This window comes from Cryobacterium glucosi (assembly GCF_004402235.1).
GTDB lineage: Bacteria > Actinomycetota > Actinomycetes > Actinomycetales > Microbacteriaceae > Cryobacterium > Cryobacterium glucosi.
Genome location: NZ_SOFS01000012.1, coordinates 60,740 through 80,907, shown reverse-complemented (window position 1 = coordinate 80,907; position 20,168 = coordinate 60,740). Strand labels below are relative to the sequence as shown.

Genomic DNA, 20,168 nt, shown 5'->3' with positions numbered 1-20,168 from the left:
GTAGCTGGTGAGGACGGGCTGACCTAGACTGGCCCAATGCTCGACTTTCTCGTCGCGGGGCTAAGCGCCAACTCCGTGCCGTATCTCGTGGGCCTTGAGCTCCAGCGCACCGTCCATCGTGCCGTTGTTTCCGGGGAACGACCGGACACCGTCATCTTCCTCGAACACCCCGCCGTGTACACCGCGGGCAGACGCACGTCCGACGATGAGCGGCCGACGGACGGAACTCCCGTCATCGACACCGACCGGGGCGGAAAGATCACCTGGCACGGTCCCGGCCAGCTCGTCGGCTACCCCATCCTCCGCCTCGCCGAACCCATCGACGTCGTCGGGTACGTCCGACGCCTCGAAGGCATCCTCATCGATGTCCTCGCCGGGTTCGGAGTCGACGCTTGTCGCGTCACCGGACGGTCCGGGGTCTGGGTCGGCCGTCCCGGCTTCGAGGACAAGATCGCCGCCATTGGAATCCGGGTCGCCGAAGGCGTGACCATGCACGGCTTCGCGCTCAATTGCAACAATTCCCTCGAACCCTACGACCACATCATCGCCTGTGGCATCCGCGACGCCGGCGTCACCACGATCTCCCGCGTCCTCGGCCGGGAGGTGACACCGGAGCAACTGGTGGAACCGATCCGGGCCCGTTTCGCCGCGGAACTGGTGGCTGCCGCGTGAGCGCCGTGCCAGAGGGCCGCAAGATGCTGCGGCTCGAGATCCGCAACATGGAATCGCCCATCGAACGCAAACCCGCCTGGATCAAGACGGTCGCCAAGATGGGACCGGAATACCGGAAGCTCCAGGACCTCGTCAAGGGCGAGAACCTGCACACCGTGTGCCAGGAAGCCGGTTGCCCGAACATCTTCGAATGCTGGGAGGACCGCGAGGCGACCTTCCTCATCGGTGGCTCGCAGTGCACCCGGCGCTGCGACTTCTGCCAGATCGACACGGGCAAGCCTGCGGAGTACGACACCGACGAACCGAGACGGGTCGCGGAATCCGTCGTCGCGATGAACCTTCGGTACGCCACGGTGACCGGCGTCGCCCGTGACGACCTTCCCGACGAGGGTGCCTGGCTGTACGCCGAGACGATCCGGCAGATCCATGCGCAGAGCCCCGGTACGGGAGTGGAGATCCTCGTCCCGGACTTCTCCGGCAACCCCGACCTGCTCGGCGAGGTGTTCTCGGCAAAGCCGGAGGTCTTCGCGCACAACGTCGAGACGGTCCCGCGCATCTTCAAACGCATCCGCCCGGCCTTCCGTTACGACCGTTCCCTCGACGTGATCACCCAGGGCCGCGACGCCGGCCTCATCACCAAGTCGAACCTGATCCTCGGCATGGGCGAGGAGCGAGCCGAGGTCAGCCAGGCGCTCCAGGACCTCCACGACGCCGGAACCGACATCATCACCATCACCCAGTACCTGCGGCCGAGCGCCCGGCACCTCCCCGTCGCCCGGTGGGTGCGGCCGGAGGAGTTCGTCGAGCTGAATGCCGAAGCGGAAGCCATCGGATTCCTCGGGGTGCTCTCCGGTCCGCTCGTGCGCTCTTCCTACCGGGCAGGACGCCTCTGGGCGCAGTCGATGCTCGCGACGAACCGCGAGGTGCCCGCCGAGCTCCGCCACCTGGCGGATGCCTCCCTCGGCTTCGCCCAGGCCGTCGCCCGCCCAGGCGGCATCGTCGCTGACTCGACCGAAAATCGGTCATCGGAGATTCTGGCGACTCGGTAAACTCGACATCATGGCACGCAGCAAGGACAAGACTCCCAAACCCCACAAGGAACCCGGCCGCATCAAGCAGATGTGGCAGGTGTTCCAGATGACCCGGCGGTACGATTCCAAAATCGTTCCGCTCCTCCTCGTGGGCTTCTTCGTGCCGCTCGTGGCGTCGATCATCGTCGCGATCGTTGCGACGGACGGAAACGTTCTCACGCTGGTCCTCTGGATCATCGCCGGACTCCTCGCCGGGGTGCTCGCGGTGCTGATCATCCTCGGCCGTCGTGCCGAGAAGGCCGCCTATTCCCAGATCGAAGGCCAGCCCGGCGCCGTCGGCGCCGTGCTGCGCAGCTCCCTCAAGGGCGGCTGGGTCGGCAGCGAGATGCCCATCGCCGTCAACGGCAAGACCCAGGACGCGGTCTACCGTGCGGTCGGTCGCGGCGGCGTCGTCCTGATCAGCGAGGGCCCGCGCACCCGGACCGCGCGCATGCTCGAGGAGGAACGCCGCACGGTCACCCGTCTCGGCGGTCACGTGCCCGTCACAGTCCTCTCCGTCGGTCCGGACTCCGACGCCGTGCCGTTGCACAAGCTCGCGAGCCGTCTGCGCAAGATCAAGCCGAGCCTGACCAAGGCAGAGGTGCTCGCCGTCAACAACCGGCTGAGCTCGATCACGAAGAAGCTTCCGATCCCGAAGGGTGTCGATCCCACCAAGGCCCGCCCCCAGCGCGGCAACTAGGCGCGTCCACCCATCCATTCCGTACGTCAAGAACCCCTCGTCGTCACGACGAGGGGTTCTTGCGTCTGCCTGTCGGCGCGCGGCTCAGCCGCGGACGAGGACGGTTCCGGCGACCTTGTCGTGGAAGCCGCGCTGGTCGGAGTCCCAGACCAGTGCGGGCAATGCCAGGCCGAGAAGCACGGAACGCACAATCGGCCGCCACGGACCGACCCAGCCGCCCGCGAGGGGGATCACCCGGAGTCCGACGAGGCGGTGGCCGATGCTGCCGCCGATCGTCGGGATGAACACGACCTGGAGCAGGACATAGGTCCCGGTCACGACAAAACCGTTGTAGTCGAGGAACGTATAGCGGAACACCGTGAATGCCAGCGCCATCGCGAGGGCATAGTCGATCAGGAGTCCCAGCATCCGTCGCCCGGCGCGGCCGATGGACAGTGGGCCGGCGTCGGGAAGCCCGAGTCGCTCCCCCGGCCATCTGCTCGGCGGGAGCTGTCCGAAGGTGGTCGGTTGCGAGGCAGAGGGAGGCACGGGATGATCCTAGCCAAGGGCCCCGCCTGTAACATGTGAGAAACAAAGTCGTCACAGTTGAGTAATGCTGCCGTAATACTCTCTGGGTAGCCGCCGTGCGCGACTTTCTGTCATTAACGCCCTCGTCGTTTGGAGTAAAACCGCATGTTCCGCGATTCGTCAGAAGTACTCAAGTTCATCAAGGACACTGACGTCAAGTTTCTTGACATTCGCTTCACCGATCTTCCTGGTGTGCAGCAGCACTTCAACATCCCCGCGTCGACCGTCGATGAGGAATTCTTCACGGTCGGGCAGATGTTCGACGGTTCGTCGATCCGCGGCTTCGCGTCCATCCACGAGTCGGACATGCAGCTCATCCCGGACGTGACGACGGCATACGTCGATGCCTTCCGCGCCGAACGCACGCTCATTATGCTTTTCGACATCTACAACCCGCGCAACGGTGAGATCTACTCCAAGGATCCCCGCCAGGTCGCGAAGAAGGCCGAGAAGTACCTCGAGTCGACCGGCATCGCCGACACCGCGTTCTTCGCCCCCGAAGCCGAGTTCTACATCTTCGACGACGTGCGTTATGAAGTGAACCAGTACTCGAGCTTCTACGCCGTGGACTCCAGCGAAGGCGCCTGGAACTCCGGCAAGAAGGAAGAGGGCGGCAACCTCGCCAACAAGACCCCGTACAAGGGCGGATACTTCCCCGTCAGCCCCGTCGACCAGCACGTCGACATGCGTGACGACATCTGCCTCAAGCTCATCGACGCAGGCCTGATCCTCGAGCGCAGCCACCACGAGGTCGGCACCGGCGGACAGGGCGAGATCAACTACCGCTTCGACACCATGGTCCACGCGGCGGACGACCTGCTCAAGTTCAAGTACATCGTGAAGAACACGGCACACGAGTGGGGCAAGACGGCGACGTTCATGCCCAAGCCGCTCTTCGGCGACAACGGTTCCGGCATGCACACCCACCAGTCCCTCTGGTCCGGCGGCAAGCCGTTGTTCTACGACGAGGCCGGCTACGGCGGACTCTCCGACATCGCCCGCTGGTACATCGGCGGCCTGCTCAAGCACGCCCCGGCCGTCCTCGCGTTCACCAACCCCTCGGTGAACTCGTACCACCGCCTCGTCCCCGGCTTCGAAGCCCCGGTCAACCTGGTCTACTCTGCCGGTAACCGCTCGGCCTCGATCCGCATCCCGATCACGGGCACCAACCCGAAGGCCAAGCGCATCGAGTTCCGCGCGCCCGACGCCTCCGGCAACCCGTACCTCGCCTTCGCCGCCCAGCTGATGGCCGGCCTCGACGGGATCAAGAACCGGATCGAGCCGCACGAGCCGGTCGACAAGGACCTCTACGAGCTCCCGCCCGAAGAAGCCAAGAACATCCCGCAGGTTCCCGCTTCCCTCGAGGAGGCGCTGCTGGCCCTCGAAGCCGACCACGACTTCCTCCTCGCCGGCAACGTGTTCACGCCCGAACTGATCGAGACCTGGGTCAGCTTCAAGCGCGAGCAGGAAATCAAGCCGCTCGCGCAGCGTCCGCACCCGTTCGAGTACGAACTGTACTACGGGGTCTAAACCGCACCGAGCCTGACCCTAACGGGTCGTACCTCTCGGGGTACGGCCCGTTCGTCGTTCCCCGGTCAGCCGGCGAACGGGCCCGCGTGTTCGACGGGGCCGTAGAAGCGACGCTCGAACACGGCGCGGGCGCGCCGGGTGACGGCGAGGTAGTCGTCTTCGAGCCGGTTGGCGGAGCCCGGCGGGTATTCGAGGATGCGGGCGATGCCCTCGAGCTGGATGCGGTCGGTCGGGAGGGTGTCCGCAGTCCGGTTCATCCACAGGGTCATCGCGGACCGGCAGCGGGAGGCGAAGATCCACGCCGCCCGGAGGGTCTCGGCATCCGAGTCGCTCACGAGCCCGGCCCTGGCGGCGGCGTGCAGTGCACCGAGGGTCGAGTGCGTGCGCAGCTCGGGGATCGCCGCGGCGTGCTGCAACTGCAACAGCTGGACGAACCACTCGACGTCGCTGAGCGATCCGCGGCCGAGCTTGAGGTGCCGGTTCGGGTCTGCGCCCTGCGGTAACCGTTCCTTCTCGACGCGGGCCTTCATCCGTTTGATCTCCCGGACAGCCTGGTCGTCGATCGCGAGCGGGAAACGAACCGAGTCCGCGAGGGTCTCGAAGTCGGCAAGCAGCCGGGCATCGCCGGCGACGCCCCTGCCCCGCAGCAGCGCCTGCGCCTCCCAGGTCAGCGACCAGCGCCGGTAGTACGCCTCGTACGAGTCGAGGGATCGGGCGACGGGCCCGTTCTTGCCCTCCGGGCGCAGCCCGAGGTCGAGGTCGAGCGGCAGGCGGCTGTCCTCGGTGAGGCGTTTGAGTTCCCTCGCGATGAACATCGCCCGGGCATGCGCGGCCTCGCCGGTAAGTTTTCCGGCCCGGAACACGTACATCACGTCGGCGTCGGACCCGAAGCCCAGCTCGGCTCCCCCGAACCGGCCCATGCCGATCACGGCGAACTCGATGCCGTCCGCGTCGCCGTCGGGCTCGCCCCGGAGGCCGGTGCCGCGGATCGCCGCGGTGACGCCCTCGATCACGGTCGCGGTGACGTCGGTCAGGCCCGTCGCGAGCTGGTCGATGCTGATCCTGCCGAGGATGGACGAGAAGGCCAGGCGCAGGATCTCGCGGCGCCGCGCCGTACGGAGGACGGATGCCGCTGCTTCCGGCGTCTGGTGGCGTGCCAGGACCGCGCGGGACTCTGCGCGCAGCACGGCGAGGGGCCGCGGACGCAGGTCGTTCTCGTTCTCGAGCCATGCGACCGACTCCGGAATGGTTTCGAGGAGTTCGCCGACGAACCGGGACGAGGACAGCACCCGGGTCAGCCGTTCGGCGGCGCCGGAGGAGTCACGAAGCATCCGCAGGAACCAGTAGGTCGACCCGAGGCTGTCGCTGAGGCGCCGAAAGGCCAACAGGCCGTAGTCGGGGTCGGCACCCTCGGAGAACCACTGCAGGAGGACGGGAAGGAGGTGGCGCTGGATCGTCGCCCGACGGGAAACGCCCCCGGTGAGCGCGGCGATGTGGGCGAAGGCGCCCTTGGTGTCGCGGAAACCGATCGCCGCGAGCCTGGCCTCGGCCTGCGCGCTCGTGAGAACGAGCTCACCATCTGGCAGCGCGGCAACGGCGGAGAGCAAAGGCCGGTAGAAGAGGCGCTCGTGCAGTCCACGCACCCGGTGTTTGGTGTCCGCCCAGCGCGTGCTGAGCTGGGCGGCTCCCGAGGCGAGTCCGGTCGCCCGGGCGAGGATGCGCAGGCTCGCCTCGTCGCGCGGCACGAGGTGGGTACGTCGCAGGCGGTAGAGCTGCAGGCGGTGTTCCATCAACCGGAGGATCCGGTAGTCCTGCGAGAATTCCGCCGCTTCCGCGCGACCGACGTAGCCGGACTCGGCGAGGGCCGCGAGTGCGGGGAGGGTGCCGGCCTGTCGCACGTCTTCGTCGGCCTGGCCGTGAACGAGCTGGAGGAGCTGCACGGTGAACTCGATGTCGCGCAGCCCGCCGGGGCCGAGCTTGAGCTGGACATCGACCTCGTCGTCGGGGATGTTGTCGGTCACCCGTTCCCGCATCCGCTGCACAGACTCGACGAAGTTCTCCCGGCTGGCGCTCGTCCACACCTTCGGACCGACCGCGGCGAGGTACCGTTCACCGAGCCCGGCATGGCCGGCGAGCGGCCTCGCCTTGAGCAGGGCCTGGAATTCCCAGCTCTTCGCCCACCGCTCGTAATACGCGATGTGTGAGTCGAGGGAACGCACGAGCGCCCCCGACTTTCCCTCTGGACGCAGGTTCGGGTCGACCTCCCAGAGTTCGGGTTCGAGCGTCGGCTGGTTGAGGCCGCGCATCAGCAGGATCGCAAGCCTGGTTGCGATGTCGACCGCACGACCGGACTCGAGCCCGGTTTCGGGGTCTGCTTCCGCGACGAAGATGACGTCGACGTCGCTGACGTAGTTGAGCTCCCTCGCCCCGGCCTTGCCCATGCCGATCACGGCGAGCCGGGTGGAGCGCACCTGGTCGACGGGGAAGACGCCAGGGGCGGCAACGGGGGCAGCCACCATCGTTCGCGCGACGGCGAGGGACCCCTCCAGCGCGGCGGCGGCGAGATCGGACAGCGCCCTGGCGACACCGTCAAGGCCGGCGACGGGGTCAGCCTGTTCGAGATCGAAAGCGGCGACCTCCGCGAGCCTCCGCCGGTACCGCACCCGGAGCGCAACCCAGCCGGCGTCGTCGACGAGGGCAGCGAAGCCGTCGACGGCCCCGACCGAGGCGAGCAGATCCCTGGTGAGTTCCTCGGGGCCGGGAAGGGACCGTGAGCGGGTGGCCAGGACGCCGAGCTCCTCCGGGTGCCGCAGGAAGAAATCGGTCAGGCCGCGGGACGCGCCGAGCACGAGCAGGAGGCGCAGCGGAGCGCCCGGGCAGGCCAGGAGGGCCAGGAGCTCCGCCGGTGCCTGCCGCAGCAGGGCGATCAGGCCGGAGAGTGCTGCGTCCGGGCTCGCCGTGCGGGCGAGCAACGGCAAGAGTTCTGCCGAATCGGGCCCGCCCCTGGTGACGACCTCGTCGAGGCACGCCCGGACCTCACCGAGTTCAGCGAAGCCGACCCTCGCAAGTTCGGTGAGGGTCAGCGCCTCTCGCGCCATCGTGCGCTACAACATCTCGAGGTTCTTTTGCAGCTCGAATGGAGTGACCTGGGAGCGGTACTCCTTCCACTCCTGCCGTTTGTTGAGCAGCACGTAGTTGAACACGTGCTCGCCCAGGGTCTCGGCGACGAGTTCGGATTCCTCCATGAACTGGATGGCGTGGTCGAGGCTCGCCGGCAGCTGGCGGTAACCGAGTGCGCGGCGCTCGGTGTCGCTGAGCCCCCAGACGTTGTCCTCGGCTTCCGGAGGCAGCTCGTAGCCCTCTTCGATGCCCTTGAGGCCGGCAGCGAGCATGAGCGAGTATGCGAGGTACGGGTTCGCTGCGGAGTCGATCGCCCGGTATTCGATGCGGGAGCTGTTGCCCTTGTTCGGCTTGTACAGCGGCACGCGGATCAGCGCGGACCGGTTGTTGTGGCCCCAGCAGACGAAGCTCGGCGCCTCATCCCCGCCCCAGAGCCGCTTGTACGAGTTCACGAACTGGTTCGTGACTGCCGTGATCTCCGGTGCGTGCTTGAGCAGGCCGGCGATGAACTGACGCCCGGTGCGGGACAGCTGGTACTGCGCGCCCGCCTCGTAGAAGGCGTTCGTCTCGCCCTCGAAGAGGGACAGGTGGGTGTGCATGCCCGAGCCAGGCTGGTCGGACATCGGCTTCGGCATGAACGTCGCGTAGACGCCCTGCTCGATAGCGACCTCCTTGATGACCGTGCGGAAAGTCATGATGTTGTCGGCCGTCGAGAGGGCGTCCGCATACCGGAGGTCGATCTCGTTCTGGCCGGGGCCGGCCTCGTGGTGGCTGAACTCCACCGAAATGCCGAGCTCCTCGAGCATCCGCACGGAACGCCGCCGGAAGTCGTGGGCCGTTCCGCCGGGGACGTTGTCGAAGTATCCGGCGGAGTCGACGGGCACCGGCCCGTCCTTGCCGAACTTCGACGACTTCAGGAGGTAGAACTCGATTTCAGGATGCGTGTAGAACGTGAAGCCGCGATCCGCCGCTTTCGCAAGCGTGCGCTTGAGCACGTTGCGCGGGTCGGCAACCGCGGGCTGCCCGTCGGGGGTCGTGATATCGCAGAACATGCGTGCGGTCGGGTCGACTTCGCCCCGCCACGGCAGAATCTGGAACGTTGTGGGATCCGGATGTGCGAGGACATCCGCTTCGAAGGACCGGGTCAGGCCCTCGATGGCCGAGCCGTCAAAACCGAGACCCTCTGCGAATGCGCCCTCGACCTCGGCCGGTGCGATCGCCACCGATTTCAGGGTGCCGACGACGTCCGTGAACCAGAGACGAATGAACTTGATGCCCCGTTCCTCGATGGTACGAAGAACGAAGTCGCGCTGCTTGTCCATCCACGCCCTTTCTTGTTGATCACTAGGTTACTGGCTGTCGTGACCTCGCGTGCGAAAACGGCCCCGGCGGGCGGAATCGGCCGCTGGCTACACTGGAGGCATGCCAGAGTCGACCGCGTCAGATGCTCCCCGTTCCGTCAATGACCTGAATCCCTTCGTTCCCGCCCCCGCAGGACCCAAGCGGGTGCGGACCCGCCATTTCTCGAACGCGAAACAGCATGGAATCCCGATTACGGGCCTGACCAGCTACGACATGCTCACGGCGCAGATTTTCGACCAGGCCGGGATCGATTTCCTCCTGGTCGGAGACTCGGCGGGGAACAATGTCTTCGGCTACGAGACCACTCTTCCCGTCACCGTCGACGAGCTGATCCCGCTCACCCGTGCAGTCGCCCGCGCCGTCACCCGCGCCCTTGTCGTCGCTGACATGCCCTTCGGCTCCTACGAGACCGGCCAGACGGAGGCCCTCCACACCGCAGTGCGGTTCATGAAGGAAGCACAGGCCCACGCGGTCAAGCTCGAGGGCGGGGTGCGCAGCCACAAGCAGATCAAGAGAATCGTGACGAGCGGTATCCCCGTGATGGCCCACATCGGTTTCACACCGCAGAGCGAACACGGTCTCGGCGGCCACATCATCCAGGGCCGCGGCGACGCCGCGGAGAAACTCCTCGAAGACGCCCTCGCCGTGCAGGACGCCGGCGCGTTCGCCGTCGTCCTCGAAATGGTTCCGGCGACCGTGGCCGCGGAGGTCACCAGCAAGCTCGAGATCCCGACGATCGGTGTGGGGGCAGGACCAGACGTCGACGGCCAGCTGCTGGTCTGGACAGACTTCGCCGGCATGACCGAGGGCCGCGTGCCGCGTTTCGTGCGGCAGTACGCCAACGTGCGCAGCGTCCTCACGGATGCCGTGCACCAGTTCAAGTCAGACGTCGAGAGCGGCGTGTACCCCGGGCCGGAACACAGCTACGAATAGCTGTCAGCGGTCCTCCGCAGCGTCCTCCGCCGACCATTTCGCGCTGTTCGCGCGGAGCTTCTCCAGTGCGTGGGCTGCCTCGTCGCGGGTGGCGAACGGCCCGACCCGATCGACGGCGAGAGAGACCATTCCCTCCTCGACGGCGCCCGTGCGCAGGTTGTACCAGAACTGGTGCTCAGTATCTTCGGCCATAAGCTAGATCCTATGCCTAAGGATTCCGCCGGTCACCTCTTGCCAGGCCCGGTATCCCCCATCCGTCCCGTCCCCGCCAGGATCCCCCGTCCGGAATACGTCGGCCACGCCGCACCGGCGCGATTCACCGGTTCCGACGTCTACCCCGCCGCGAAGATCGAACTGATCCGTGAGGCCGGCCGGATCGCCGCGGAGGCGATCGAAGCCGTCGGCCGGGGCATCCGCCCGGGCGTGACCACGGAAGAACTCGACCGGATCGGACACCAATTCCTGATCGAGCATGACGCGTACCCCTCCACGCTCGGCTACCGGGGCTATCCCAAGTCGCTGTGCAGCTCGGTCAACGAGGTCATCTGCCACGGCATCCCCGACACGACAGTCCTCGAAGACGGAGACATCGTCAACATCGACATCACCGCCTTCAAGAACGGCGTCCACGGGGACACCAACGTCACGTTCATCGTCGGGGAGGCGAGCGAAGCGGTGACGCTCCTCGTCGAACGCACGAAGGAGGCCCTCGCCCGCGGTATCAAGGCCGTCGCCCCCGGGCGTCAGGTCAACGTGATCGGCCGGACCATCGAGTCATACGCCAAGCGGTTCGGCTACGGCGTCGTTCGCGACTTCACCGGCCACGGGGTCGGCGAGGCCTTCCACTCCGGCCTGATCGTCCCCCACTACGACTCCGCCCCGCAGTACGACACCGTGATGGAGGTCGGCATGGTCTTCACGATCGAGCCGATGCTCACCCTCGGCGGAACGGACTGGGACATGTGGGCGGATGACTGGACCGTGACGACCAGGGACAAGAGCATCACCGCCCAGTTCGAGCACACCCTTGTCGTGACCGAACGCGGCGCAGAGGTCTTGACCCTCCCCTAGACGGTAGGTTTTCTACTATGAGTTCTCAGACGGCCATCGGCATCGACATCGGCGGGACCGGCATCAAGGGGGCACTCGTCGATCTTGCGACGGGCGCGCTGCTGACCGACCGCGTCAAGCTCCCCACGCCCAAGGGCGGGCGCCCTGCCGACATCGTCGAGACGACCCGCGTCATCCTCGAAAGGGTCAGTGCCATTGCTGGCGTGACGGATGTCCCCGTCGGCATCTGCTTCCCCGCGATCGTCAGGCACGGACGGACGATGTCGGCCGCCAACGTGTCCAAGAAATGGATCGGCCTCGAGGCCGCGGCCCTGTTCGCAAGGAGCCTCGGCGCACCCATCACGTTCGTGAACGACGCGGATGCCGCGGGGTACGCCGAATCCCAGTTCGGTGCCGCGCAGGGGGTGGAGGGCGTGGTGATCCTGACCACCCTCGGCACCGGCATCGGCACGGCGCTCCTGAACGACGGGGTGCTCGTGCCCAACACCGAACTCGGTCACCTGCAGATCGACGGAGTCGACTACGAGACCCGCGCCTCGTACTCCGCGCGGGAACGGGAGAATCTCTCCTGGTCGGCCTGGGCGGCACGCCTGCAGAGGTACTACTCCACGCTCGAGGCGCTCTTCTCCCCCGACCTGTTCGTCGTCGGCGGCGGCGTCTCCAAGCACCACGACGATTTCCTGCCCCTGCTCGCGCTGCACACGCCGATCGTCCCGGCCGTGCACAAGAACAACGCCGGCATTCTCGGGGCTGCGGCCCTCGCCGTGAAAGACCTGGACTAGACCAGGACCGGTCTCGTCCCGTGGCCGGGTGACGGCACCCCGTGGGGGAAGCGGCCCCAACGGGGAAAAGGGGAATGGGCCGGCTGGTACGCCGGGTTCTGTCCCGGTTTTCACCGGGGACGGCCATCTATCTCGGGACTACGTTGCCGCAGCCCTCTAGCGGTCTACCCGGAAACTCGGCGAGCCGCCTTAACGTTTCCTGTGTGACCTTGCTCCGGACGAGGTTTACCGAGCCGACCAGGTCACCCTGGCCTCTGGTGGTCTCTTACACCACCGTTTCACCCTTACCACCGAAAAACGGTGGCGGTCTACTTTCTGTGGCACTGTCTCGCGGGTTACCCCGGGTGGGTGTTACCCACCGCCCTGCTCTGTGGAGCCCGGACGTTCCTCGGCAGCCGCTCCCCCGAAGGGAACCGGCTGACGCGGCCGTCTTGCCGACCCATTCTTCCTCCCAGACTACAGGATCAGATTCCGGACTCCTCCGTGCGCACAAGGATCGCACCACAATCCGGGCAGAACAGCACCTCGTCGGCCGCAGACGACCGCACGGACTCGAGGTCGCTTCCGGTGAGGGTGATGGTGCATCCGCTGCAGGTGCGCTGGCGCAACAGCGCGGCAGCGTTCCCGTGGCCGCTCACGAAGAGCTTCTCGTAGAGGCTCGCGAGATCCGGCGCGATCGTCCCTGCGATCACGGCCCGGTCGCGGCGGAGTTCCTCGAGCTGGCGGTGCAGGGTGGCGAGGTCGGCGTCGCGTGAGGTCTCGGTCTCCTCGACTCGGGCGGCCAGCGCGTCCCGTTCCGCTTCGACGACCGCAACAGCGGATTCACGTTCCTCGAGGCGCTCCATCACGGCGATCTCGATCTCTTCGAGGGCGAGCAGCCGTTTGCGGAGTGCGGCGAGTTCGGTGTCGAGCGCCTGGACGTCCTTGACCGAACTCGTCGTCTGCAGGCGTTCGTCGTCGCGCTTGATGCGCTTCTCGACGACCTCGACGTCGGACTCGATCCGGTTCAGTTCGAGACGAACGTCCTCGACTTCTCCGTGGAGAGTCGTGAGGTTCATCCGGGTCTTGTCCGCGGTTCCGGCGAGTGCGGTGAGTTCGGCGTGCTGGGCGAGCGCCCTGGTCTGGTGGTCGACCTGCTGGAGCCTGATGTCGAGAGCCTGGAGCCGGAGCAGTTCCTTCTGCTCGATGGGGGATGCCTTCACTTGAGTCCTGACCTTCACGGGTATTGAGTTCGACCGGCCCGGTGGCCGGATACTGTCGGTGGGGTTGTGCAGGTTACTGCACGATGACGAAGTCCCACGGGTCCGTGCGCAGATCGCTCACGTCCACCCGTAGTCCCGGAAAAGCGTTCCGCAACGCGTCGGCGGCGGTGTCGAGCCACAACCACTCGCTCGCCCAGTGTGACACGTCGATCAGCGCCGGTGTGTTTCCGTCGAGCAGCGCCTGTTCCCTCGCCTCGGAGGCCGGGTGATGACGGAGGTCGGCGGTGATGTAGACATCCGCGGCCAGCACGGACGGAACGCTGAGCAGGGAGTCCCCCGCTCCACCGCAGAGCGCGACAGAGCGAACCGGTGCGGTGTACTCCCCCGAGACGCGGATCCCGGAGGCTGTCGCGGGCAGGATCGTCGCGAGGCGCCGGGCGAGCTGGCCGAGTGTGGTCGGAGTCCCGAGCAGCCCGACCCGCCCGATACCGGTCCCTGGCACGGTTCCCGCGGTGATCGGCTGGGCGTCCACGAGTCCGAGTCGCGACGCGAGGACGTCGGAGACACCGTCGACGACGACATCCGCGTTCGTGTGCGCGGCGAGGAGTGCGCAGTCCGACCGGATCAACCTGGCCAGGAGGGCACCCTTGTACCGGTCCTCTGCGATGGACGTGACTCCGCGAAGAAGGAGCGGATGGTGGACGAGAAGGAGGTCGGCACCGACCTCGATCGCCTCATCGACGGTCGCGGAGACGGCGTCGACCGCGAGGAGGACGGAATCGACCCGGTTCGACGGGTCGCCGCTCACGAGTCCGGGTGCATCCCACGTCTCCGCACCCGACAACGGCCAGAGCTCGTGGACGGTCCGGGTGATCTCTGCGAGCGAATAGGACACCCCGTCAGCCTACCCGTGCGCTACGCCGGCCATTCTCAGGGCGCCGACTCGCAGGCGCCGGTCTCACGACACCCACCCGGCGACCCGTGGACTCACCCCGCGGACGCCGGGGTCCTGGCGTTCTCCTGCCTGCGGATCGCCGGAATGCCCGCGAGGAGGGGTGTCGCGAGGCCCAGGGCGAAGACGATCAGGACGCCGGGGTTCGTCGCCGCGAATTCCCCGCCGGGGTCGATGCCGAGTGGTTCAAAGAGGTATCCCTGCCAGGCCGACCAGCCCTCCCCCGGGACGAGAAGCCCCCAGCCGACCACGCTGAAGACGACGAAGGCGGCCAGATTGACCCAGCGCACGTCCGCATACGCTCCACCGCGCTTCAGGAGGCTGCGGGTGTCGTACCGATTGGCGCGCACGAACGTCTCGGCGGAGAACAGCCCCGACCAGGCCGCGACCGGGATCGCGAGGGTCAGTGGCACGGTGAGGAACGCCGCCCGGACACCCAACCCACCGGACGGCAGGAGGAGCAGTGCCGCGCCCATCGCCGTGAGAGCGACTCCCGCGGCCCGAGGGAGCCCGGAGGACAGCGCCGCGGCCGCCAGGCCGCCCGAGTACAACGTCAGGATCAGTGCGGAGAGCACGGTGACCGTTCCGAGCAGAAGCAACGGCCATTCGAGACCGGCGGGCAGGAGCGCGGCGAGCGTTCCGACCGGGTCGACGGCGAGGTCTGCTCCCCGCTGGCCCTGGGACGAGACGAGCAGTGCCCCCCAGGAGGCGAGGACGAGGGCAGGTACCCCGACCCCCGCGAGGAGCCAGAGAACCGCATTCGATCCGGAACCGGACCTGCCCTGATAGCGTGCAAGGTCTGCGCCGCTCGACGCCCAGGCGAGTCCCAGGTAGGCGAACACGAGGGTGACCCCGCCGAACACCGTGAAACCGCTTCCATCCGGAACAGTGAGCGCCGAGCCCACGTCGACGAGTCCGGCCGAGAGCACCATCACCGCGATCACCAGGGCGGCACCTGCGACGGCGAGCACGGCCTGAACGGAGCGGATGAGCGCATAGCCGAAGAGCGCGACCACGGTCGCCACGATCAGGACCGCCAGCGCGGGGAGCGGAACGGACCCGTCCCTGGTTCCACCTGCCAGCGTCGGCGGCCTCGTTGCTGCGGTCACGGCCCGGCCCAGGATGGCGAGGAGCAGTGCGCCCCAGGCCATCCGGACAAGCAGGGCGAACACGGTGGGAACGACGTTTCCGATCACGCCGAACGTTGCCCGCGACAGCATGACCATCGACTGCCCGTTGCGCCGACCGGCCAGGGTTCCCAGGCCGAGCGGGATCAGGGAGAGCACGATGCCGAGCACGGTGACGAGTACGACCTGGCGGATGCTGAGTCCGAGGTAGGCGAGGCGCGCACCGACCGCGACGCTGACGACGGATGCCATGACCGCGAACCAGAGACGGAAGACCCGGCTTCCGCGTCCGACCCGGTTCACCACCGGGGTCGGAGCCTGTGCGTAACGCTCGATCACGAGCCGCGGCTCCTCGGCGAGAGCGGCATCGACGAGGACGATTTCGTCGTCGCTGACCCGTGGACTCGCCACGGGCGCGGCCACCCCCGTCGGTACGTCGTCGGCGTCGTCGGGCAGGTCGTCGTCGACTCCGAAGCCGACGATCTCGGTCGCGGCCGTCCTCGGCGCGCTCCCGTCCAGTGGCGTGATGCCCAGTTCGATCACGGCCGGTGACTCCACCGTGAGCGCGTCGTCGTCAGCCGGGGAGGCGGGTTCGGGCGGAACGGGGCCGTCCTGCCCCCTCGGGTACCTGTCGGACATGCCCCGAGTGTAGCCAGATGCCCGAAATCGCGGCAGGTCTACCAGCCGAGGGTGCCCGGCTCCCCCTTGAACGGCCCGACGACCCGCGAGGTGATCCAACCGCCATAGAAGGATCCGGCCTGCGCGTGGACGACTTCACCGTCGACAGTGCAAAGATCCATCCGCCCCGGATACAGTGCGATCCGGCCCGCGAGCGATTCGAACCCAGGCTCGGGCTCAGGGTAGGTCCAGGCAGCGCCGACGGCACGAGCAGTGCCGGACACGACGGTCAGGTATGACGCGGTTCCCTTGTATTCGCACACCGATCGGCCGTCCGCCGGCACGAGAGAACCGGGGCGGAAGGCATCGCGGGGAAGGTAATACGCCGGCGGGTGGCTCGTCTCGAGCACGCGGACCGCGTTTTCGGTGCGCGCGATCTCGAGCCCACCGAAGCGGATCACCACTTCCTCGGAGACGGGCTCGACCCTGGGCGGGCGCGGGTAGTCCCACACCGATTCCTGGCCGGGACCGGGGACGACCCTGTCCCTGTGTGCGGATGTCATCGGGCCATAGTAGCCCGGCGGTCCGGCGGCGGGCTGGCAGTGCACCCCGGGCGTACACTGCGGGCATGACGGAGAACGTGATCGTTGCGATTGACGGCGGGCCGGCCAGTGCTGCAGCCCTGGATTGGGCGATCACCCGAGCGGTCGACCGCTCGTCCGCCGAATCGGACGCACAACCGATCGAGCTCGAACTCACGACCGTCGTCGAGCTGGGTTGGTCGCCGCACGACGTCGCCCTCAGCTTCCAGCCTGCCTACGAACGCGCGCTGGCCGCGGCGACCCATGAAGTGGAACGCCGGGCTCCGGGGTGCCGCAGGACGAGCTACATCCGACACGGTGTCCCCGTCGACGAGCTCGTCAGGGCATCCGCTTCTGCGGACCTGATGGTGATCGGCTCGAACAAGACCGGGCTCCTGACCGGCGCCGTCTACGGGACGCTCCCCCTCCGCCTCGCAGCGCACGCGCACTGCCCGGTCGTCGTCGTTCCGGCGACGTGGCGACCGCGGATCGGCCCTGTCGTCGTCGGGTTCGACGACGACCCCGCCGGCACGGAAGCCCTCGACTGGGCTGCCGACGAAGCGGTCAGGCTCGGGCGCGGACTCCGGATCGTGCACTCCTGGTCGATTCCGATGACGGTTGCGATCGACCTCGGCGCGACGGTGCCGTTCGAAGCGCTCCGCGAAGCCAATGCCGAAGCGCTCGCGATCACGGCCCAACGGGTGCGGGACGCCCGTCCAGGACTCGACGTCGTCGAGATCCTCGACACCGGGCCGGCCGCCCCTGCACTCGTCGATGCGTCCGCCGAGGCTGAACTGCTCGTGGTCGGCACGCACGGACGCGGCTCGGTCGGGAGCCTCATCCTGGGCTCGGTGAGCCACGACGTGCTGCTCAACCTGCCCTGCCCGATCGTGGTCATTCCGCGCCGAATCGACGGGACGTCGTCAAGCGGTCAGACGGGACGTCCTCAGTAGTCGAATTCGTCGAACTGGGGAGCATCGAGACCGTCGCCGGTCCAAGCACCCTGGGGCACCGCCATCGGAGCGAGCGCCTTCCTGCGCAGGCCCGCGGTGATGTCGGTATCGACGAGTTCGCGGAAACCTGTCGGGGACGTGACGCTCGTCAACTGGCTCGCCGCGCCGATCAGGAACTGGGCCCTCCCGACCTGACCGCTGTCGCCGATGACGGGAATGTCGACAACTTCGACCTGGCCTCGGGTACTCAGTCTCTCGGCATACTGCATGACAGCATCGGCAAGGTCACTCCCGGTTACGACGGATCCCCCTGCGTGGAATATGCGCTTCATCGTCTTCCCTCACTGGCTCAGTGAACTGTCCATGTGCAGCCAGGGTCCGGGGCGCAACCCCAGTATATGCAGAACCGGTTCAGAGGCGAAGGGTGCGATCGACGACGGCCGCGGATACTTCGGCGAGCGGCCTGTTGTGGCTCCTGGCGTAGTCACGGAGCATCGTGAACGCCTCGCTCATGTCGACGTCGTGCATGAACGCGATGACGCCCTTGGCCTGTTCGATCACGACGCGGCTGTTGAGCGCGTGCTGGAGCTGTGCGCGAGCGATGTCGCTCTCGCGGATCGCGCGTTCCTGCAGGATTCCGATCGTCGCCGTGTCCGCGAGGGCCTGAACGGTGCGCAGGTCCTCGGCGCCAAGGCCGCCGAGACGGTCCCAGAAAAGATTGAGTGAGCCGATGGTCGTCGCCCGCAGGTGCAGGGGAACGGCGTGCATCGAGAGGAATCCCTGTTCGAGTGCACCCGCACGGAAGAGGGGCCATTTCGGGGCGACGACGTCGAGGTCGGGAATGGCGACAGCGGCACCGGTCGTCACGCACTCGACGCAGGGACCGGCGCCCGCTCGCAGCTGGAGGATTTCGACCAGCCGGGTGCGCTCGTTGGTGGAGGCCACGACCTCGAAGTCTCCGTGACCGGCCGAGAGGATGATACCCACCGCGGACGCTCCGAAGAGGAGCGCGCACCGCTCGACGAGAGTCTGCAGGAGGTCGACGACGTCGTAGCCGACGACGAGCGTGTCGGCCAGCGTGACGAACGTCTCGACGAGCTGACCCTCCCGGGATTGTGTGACCATGTTGTAATCCTAAGGTGCGATAACCGTGGAGAAATCAATTTTCCGGGCGACCACATCGTGTGCGACGGACCGCACCGATCGTCCGTTTGAGAAAGCGTAACCACGGAGGAGCAGCAATGCATCCGTGGCGGAGAGATTCAGCTGGGCAAGGATCATCCCCGTGGCCTGGTGGATCACGCGGCGCGAGAATCCCTCGGCTTCCGGTTGCGTCGGGGCGGCACGGTTCGGTCCGTCGGCATCCAGTCGCTCCGGATCCTGTTCCACGGAGACGTGGTCTCGAAGCGCCCGGCGCAGCACGACCCGGGCGACGATATCCGCGAGTTCCGTTGCGTCGGCGACAGCCTCCGGCGGCAACGGGCCGGCAACGGACGAGTAGAGGTCGACGGCGCCGATCTCGAGCGTTCCGATGACGAGAGGGAAGGCGAACAGTCCCCCGACCTCCGCGTCGTCGAGTGCCGCGCGGAACATCGGCCAGGCCGGATTCTGCTCGAGGCGGATGTCCGGCGAGAGGACCGGGCGCCGGGTCGCGAGCGCCCGCCAGCACGGTCCCTCGCCGAGATCGAATTGCAGTTCGTCGATCCGGGCGGCGAACGCGTCGCTCGCGCTGATCGTCTCGGTCCCGAAGGGCGCGCCGAGGGTGGAGATCGCTGCTCCATCGATGGGGAGCACTCTCAGGAACGGGGCGCAGAGCTCCGTGCCGGAGTCGTCCCAGGCTTCGAGTTCCCGGGCGGCAGTATCGAATGCCGCACGGCTAACGGGGGACACGGGCCGGGTCCTGTGCCCCGGGGGCATGCCTGTTGCGGCCGACCGGGACATCCACTCGCAGATCACTCCACAGGAGAGCCACTGGCACACACGACCTTTCGGCTCCCGGAGGAGCGACCGGTTCACACGGGAGTCCCGGCAGGACTCACCGAATTACCCCAAGCCTAACCCGCGAGACCAGATCCCGGTCAACCGGGGAATCACTCTCGGACACCCCGAGGTGCTGACCTACTGGTGGGCCCTACCGGGCTCGAACCGATGACATCCACGGTGTAAACGTGGCGCTCTACCAACTGAGCTAAAGGCCCCTGCGTATCGACTTCCGCCGGGGTTGAACCGACACCACTATACCGGTGGGAGCGGCGATCGGGTCACGCGGGCTGGAGTTCGCCGATCGCGGCACGGTATGCGTCGAGCGAACGCGCCTCGCCGGGAGCCGTGATGAAGCTCGCACGGATGATGCCGTCCGGGTCGATCAGGAAGGTTGCGCGGTTCGAGAAACCCTTCTCCTCGAGGAAGACGCCGTATTCCTTGGCGACGGCTCCATGCGGCCAGAAGTCGGCGAGGAGGTTGAATCCGTAGTTCTCCTGCTCTCCCCAGGCGCGCAGCGCGTGCCGGGAATCCACCGAAATACCCAGGAGTTCAACACCACTGTTCTCGAACAGGCTCAGGTTGTCGCGCAGGGTGCACAACTCGCCACTGCAGATTCCCGAGAACGCGAGAGGGAAGAAGACCAATGCCACCGACTTGTCACCGCGATACTGGCTGAGCTGGATGTGCTCGCCGTACTGGTTGACCAATTCGAAGTCGGGTGCCTGGGTGTCATTCTCCAGAGCCATAGTGCGTCCTTTCCTGCGTCAGCCACCAGTGGCAAGCGCCGGAACAGCCTAGCCCCGGGGATGGGGGAAACCTAGACAATTCTTTCGCTGACAGCGTTCGTCGCGTACCGGCCGCGCGTGCGCGGCACACAGCTGGAATCTGTAGGCTGGCGTGGTGCCAGCGGTCCACAGGGACCGCTTTGCGGCACGCCTAACCAGG

At 67.1% G+C, this 20,168-nt stretch carries 19 protein-coding genes, 1 tRNA gene, 1 other RNA gene and 1 pseudogene; 8 read left to right on the top strand and 14 right to left on the bottom strand.

Annotated elements, in window-relative coordinates; all coding sequences use genetic code 11:
* The first annotated feature begins 36 nt into the window (after positions 1-36).
* The 3 genes and pseudogenes from lipB (at position 37) to E3O46_RS03055 (ending at position 2,442) form a co-directional block, all read left to right on the top strand.
* Positions 37-672 carry a lipoyl(octanoyl) transferase LipB gene (gene lipB, locus E3O46_RS03065; RefSeq protein ID WP_134446507.1) on the top strand — a complete coding sequence of 212 codons (636 nt, stop codon included), beginning with the start codon at positions 37-39 and terminating at the stop codon, positions 670-672.
* Positions 669-1,652 (top strand): annotated as a pseudogene (gene lipA, locus E3O46_RS03060) (lipoyl synthase); the annotation flags it as partial. The gene lipB and the pseudogene lipA, both read left to right, overlap by 4 nt.
* 79 nt (positions 1,653-1,731) lie before the next feature.
* Entirely contained in the window at positions 1,732-2,442 is a 711-nt protein-coding gene (locus E3O46_RS03055; RefSeq protein WP_134446506.1) for a DUF4191 domain-containing protein, read from the top strand.
* An 84-nt stretch (positions 2,443-2,526) separates the two neighbouring features.
* Here the strand turns inward: E3O46_RS03055 and E3O46_RS03050 are convergent, their stop codons facing one another.
* A complete protein-coding gene (locus E3O46_RS03050; protein WP_134561080.1) occupies positions 2,527-2,970 on the bottom strand; it encodes an RDD family protein in 444 nt (147 codons plus the stop codon).
* A gap of 144 nt (positions 2,971-3,114) precedes the next feature.
* Here E3O46_RS03050 and glnA (E3O46_RS03045) point away from each other — a divergent pair, with 144 nt between their 5' ends.
* Positions 3,115-4,539, top strand: coding sequence for a type I glutamate--ammonia ligase (glnA, locus tag E3O46_RS03045; RefSeq protein WP_134558421.1), 1,425 nt, complete (start codon positions 3,115-3,117; stop codon positions 4,537-4,539).
* Between the two features lie 65 nt (positions 4,540-4,604).
* Here the strand turns inward: glnA (E3O46_RS03045) and E3O46_RS03040 are convergent, their stop codons facing one another.
* Entirely contained in the window at positions 4,605-7,637 is a 3,033-nt protein-coding gene (locus tag E3O46_RS03040) for a bifunctional [glutamine synthetase] adenylyltransferase/[glutamine synthetase]-adenylyl-L-tyrosine phosphorylase (RefSeq protein WP_134558422.1), read from the bottom strand.
* A 6-nt stretch (positions 7,638-7,643) separates the two neighbouring features.
* Positions 7,644-8,981: a type I glutamate--ammonia ligase gene (gene glnA, locus E3O46_RS03035; RefSeq protein WP_134446491.1), complete on the bottom strand. Its 1,338-nt coding sequence runs from the start codon at positions 8,979-8,981 to the stop codon at positions 7,644-7,646.
* 100 nt (positions 8,982-9,081) lie between these two features.
* On the opposite strand from glnA (E3O46_RS03035), the gene panB reads away from it, so the two are divergent.
* Positions 9,082-9,954, top strand: a complete 873-nt coding sequence (gene panB, locus E3O46_RS03030; protein WP_134446490.1) for a 3-methyl-2-oxobutanoate hydroxymethyltransferase — start codon at positions 9,082-9,084, stop codon at positions 9,952-9,954.
* 3 nt (positions 9,955-9,957) lie between these two features.
* On the opposite strand, the gene E3O46_RS03025 is transcribed toward panB, so the two are convergent.
* On the bottom strand, positions 9,958-10,146 hold the full coding sequence (locus E3O46_RS03025; RefSeq protein WP_134446489.1) for an SPOR domain-containing protein: 189 nt from the start codon (positions 10,144-10,146) through the stop codon (positions 9,958-9,960).
* Between the two features lie 12 nt (positions 10,147-10,158).
* Here E3O46_RS03025 and map point away from each other — a divergent pair, with 12 nt between their 5' ends.
* Together map and ppgK are read left to right on the top strand one after the other, a co-directional pair.
* Positions 10,159-11,025, top strand: coding sequence for a type I methionyl aminopeptidase (gene map / locus E3O46_RS03020; RefSeq protein WP_134446488.1), 867 nt, complete (start codon positions 10,159-10,161; stop codon positions 11,023-11,025).
* Between the two features lie 17 nt (positions 11,026-11,042).
* Positions 11,043-11,807, top strand: coding sequence for a polyphosphate--glucose phosphotransferase (gene ppgK / locus E3O46_RS03015; RefSeq protein ID WP_134561079.1), 765 nt, complete (start codon positions 11,043-11,045; stop codon positions 11,805-11,807).
* A gap of 71 nt (positions 11,808-11,878) precedes the next feature.
* Here ppgK and rnpB read toward each other — a convergent pair.
* From rnpB to E3O46_RS02990, 5 genes are all read right to left on the bottom strand, one after another.
* Positions 11,879-12,249: RNase P RNA component class A (gene rnpB / locus E3O46_RS03010), an RNA gene on the bottom strand.
* Positions 12,250-12,271: 22 nt separating this feature from the next.
* Positions 12,272-13,009 (bottom strand): zinc ribbon domain-containing protein, encoded by a 738-nt coding sequence (locus tag E3O46_RS03005; protein WP_134446486.1) that lies wholly within the window; start codon positions 13,007-13,009, stop codon positions 12,272-12,274.
* Positions 13,010-13,082: 73 nt separating this feature from the next.
* The gene (locus tag E3O46_RS03000) at positions 13,083-13,904 is read right to left on the bottom strand and encodes a Nif3-like dinuclear metal center hexameric protein (RefSeq protein ID WP_134558425.1); all 822 of its coding nucleotides are present in this window, start codon (positions 13,902-13,904) and stop codon (positions 13,083-13,085) included.
* 92 nt (positions 13,905-13,996) lie between these two features.
* Positions 13,997-15,727 carry a purine-cytosine permease family protein gene (locus E3O46_RS02995; protein ID WP_134558426.1) on the bottom strand — a complete coding sequence of 577 codons (1,731 nt, stop codon included), beginning with the start codon at positions 15,725-15,727 and terminating at the stop codon, positions 13,997-13,999.
* 38 nt (positions 15,728-15,765) lie between these two features.
* Complete coding sequence (locus E3O46_RS02990) at positions 15,766-16,269, bottom strand: DUF427 domain-containing protein (protein WP_134446483.1); 504 nt, start codon at positions 16,267-16,269, stop codon at positions 15,766-15,768.
* 65 nt (positions 16,270-16,334) lie between these two features.
* Here E3O46_RS02990 and E3O46_RS02985 point away from each other — a divergent pair, with 65 nt between their 5' ends.
* Positions 16,335-17,240, top strand: coding sequence for a universal stress protein (locus E3O46_RS02985; RefSeq protein ID WP_166790607.1), 906 nt, complete (start codon positions 16,335-16,337; stop codon positions 17,238-17,240).
* On the opposite strand, the gene E3O46_RS02980 is transcribed toward E3O46_RS02985, so the two are convergent.
* From E3O46_RS02980 to E3O46_RS02960, 5 genes are all read right to left on the bottom strand, one after another.
* Positions 17,234-17,572: a hypothetical protein gene (locus E3O46_RS02980; protein ID WP_134446481.1), complete on the bottom strand. Its 339-nt coding sequence runs from the start codon at positions 17,570-17,572 to the stop codon at positions 17,234-17,236. The two genes, E3O46_RS02985 and E3O46_RS02980, sit on opposite strands and share 7 nt — an antisense overlap.
* Before the next feature lie 79 nt (positions 17,573-17,651).
* Entirely contained in the window at positions 17,652-18,365 is a 714-nt protein-coding gene (locus E3O46_RS02975; RefSeq protein ID WP_134446480.1) for a GAF and ANTAR domain-containing protein, read from the bottom strand.
* A gap of 9 nt (positions 18,366-18,374) precedes the next feature.
* Positions 18,375-19,130, bottom strand: coding sequence for a GAF and ANTAR domain-containing protein (locus tag E3O46_RS02970; RefSeq protein ID WP_241987329.1), 756 nt, complete (start codon positions 19,128-19,130; stop codon positions 18,375-18,377).
* A 232-nt stretch (positions 19,131-19,362) separates the two neighbouring features.
* Positions 19,363-19,438: transfer RNA gene (locus E3O46_RS02965), tRNA-Val, on the bottom strand.
* Between the two features lie 63 nt (positions 19,439-19,501).
* Positions 19,502-19,969 carry a peroxiredoxin gene (locus tag E3O46_RS02960; RefSeq protein WP_134446478.1) on the bottom strand — a complete coding sequence of 156 codons (468 nt, stop codon included), beginning with the start codon at positions 19,967-19,969 and terminating at the stop codon, positions 19,502-19,504.
* Between the last annotated feature and the right edge of the window lie 199 nt (positions 19,970-20,168).

Excerpts from the sequence above, each read along its gene's own strand:
- lipB (WP_134446507.1), top strand. The coding sequence starts at position 37 with ATGCTCGACTTTCTCGTCGCGGGGCTAAGCGCCAACTCCGTGCCGTAT.
- E3O46_RS03055 (WP_134446506.1), top strand. The coding sequence starts at position 1,732 with ATGGCACGCAGCAAGGACAAGACTCCCAAACCCCACAAGGAACCCGGC.
- glnA (WP_134558421.1), top strand. The coding sequence starts at position 3,115 with ATGTTCCGCGATTCGTCAGAAGTACTCAAGTTCATCAAGGACACTGAC.
- E3O46_RS03040 (WP_134558422.1), bottom strand. The coding sequence starts at position 7,637 with ATGGCGCGAGAGGCGCTGACCCTCACCGAACTTGCGAGGGTCGGCTTC.
- glnA (WP_134446491.1), bottom strand. The coding sequence starts at position 8,981 with ATGGACAAGCAGCGCGACTTCGTTCTTCGTACCATCGAGGAACGGGGC.
- panB (WP_134446490.1), top strand. The coding sequence starts at position 9,082 with ATGCCAGAGTCGACCGCGTCAGATGCTCCCCGTTCCGTCAATGACCTG.
- E3O46_RS03025 (WP_134446489.1), bottom strand. The coding sequence starts at position 10,146 with ATGGCCGAAGATACTGAGCACCAGTTCTGGTACAACCTGCGCACGGGC.
- map (WP_134446488.1), top strand. The coding sequence starts at position 10,159 with ATGCCTAAGGATTCCGCCGGTCACCTCTTGCCAGGCCCGGTATCCCCC.
- ppgK (WP_134561079.1), top strand. The coding sequence starts at position 11,043 with ATGAGTTCTCAGACGGCCATCGGCATCGACATCGGCGGGACCGGCATC.
- E3O46_RS02995 (WP_134558426.1), bottom strand. The coding sequence starts at position 15,727 with ATGTCCGACAGGTACCCGAGGGGGCAGGACGGCCCCGTTCCGCCCGAA.
- E3O46_RS02990 (WP_134446483.1), bottom strand. The coding sequence starts at position 16,269 with ATGACATCCGCACACAGGGACAGGGTCGTCCCCGGTCCCGGCCAGGAA.
- E3O46_RS02985 (WP_166790607.1), top strand. The coding sequence starts at position 16,335 with ATGACGGAGAACGTGATCGTTGCGATTGACGGCGGGCCGGCCAGTGCT.
- E3O46_RS02980 (WP_134446481.1), bottom strand. The coding sequence starts at position 17,572 with ATGAAGCGCATATTCCACGCAGGGGGATCCGTCGTAACCGGGAGTGAC.
- E3O46_RS02975 (WP_134446480.1), bottom strand. The coding sequence starts at position 18,365 with ATGGTCACACAATCCCGGGAGGGTCAGCTCGTCGAGACGTTCGTCACG.
- E3O46_RS02960 (WP_134446478.1), bottom strand. The coding sequence starts at position 19,969 with ATGGCTCTGGAGAATGACACCCAGGCACCCGACTTCGAATTGGTCAAC.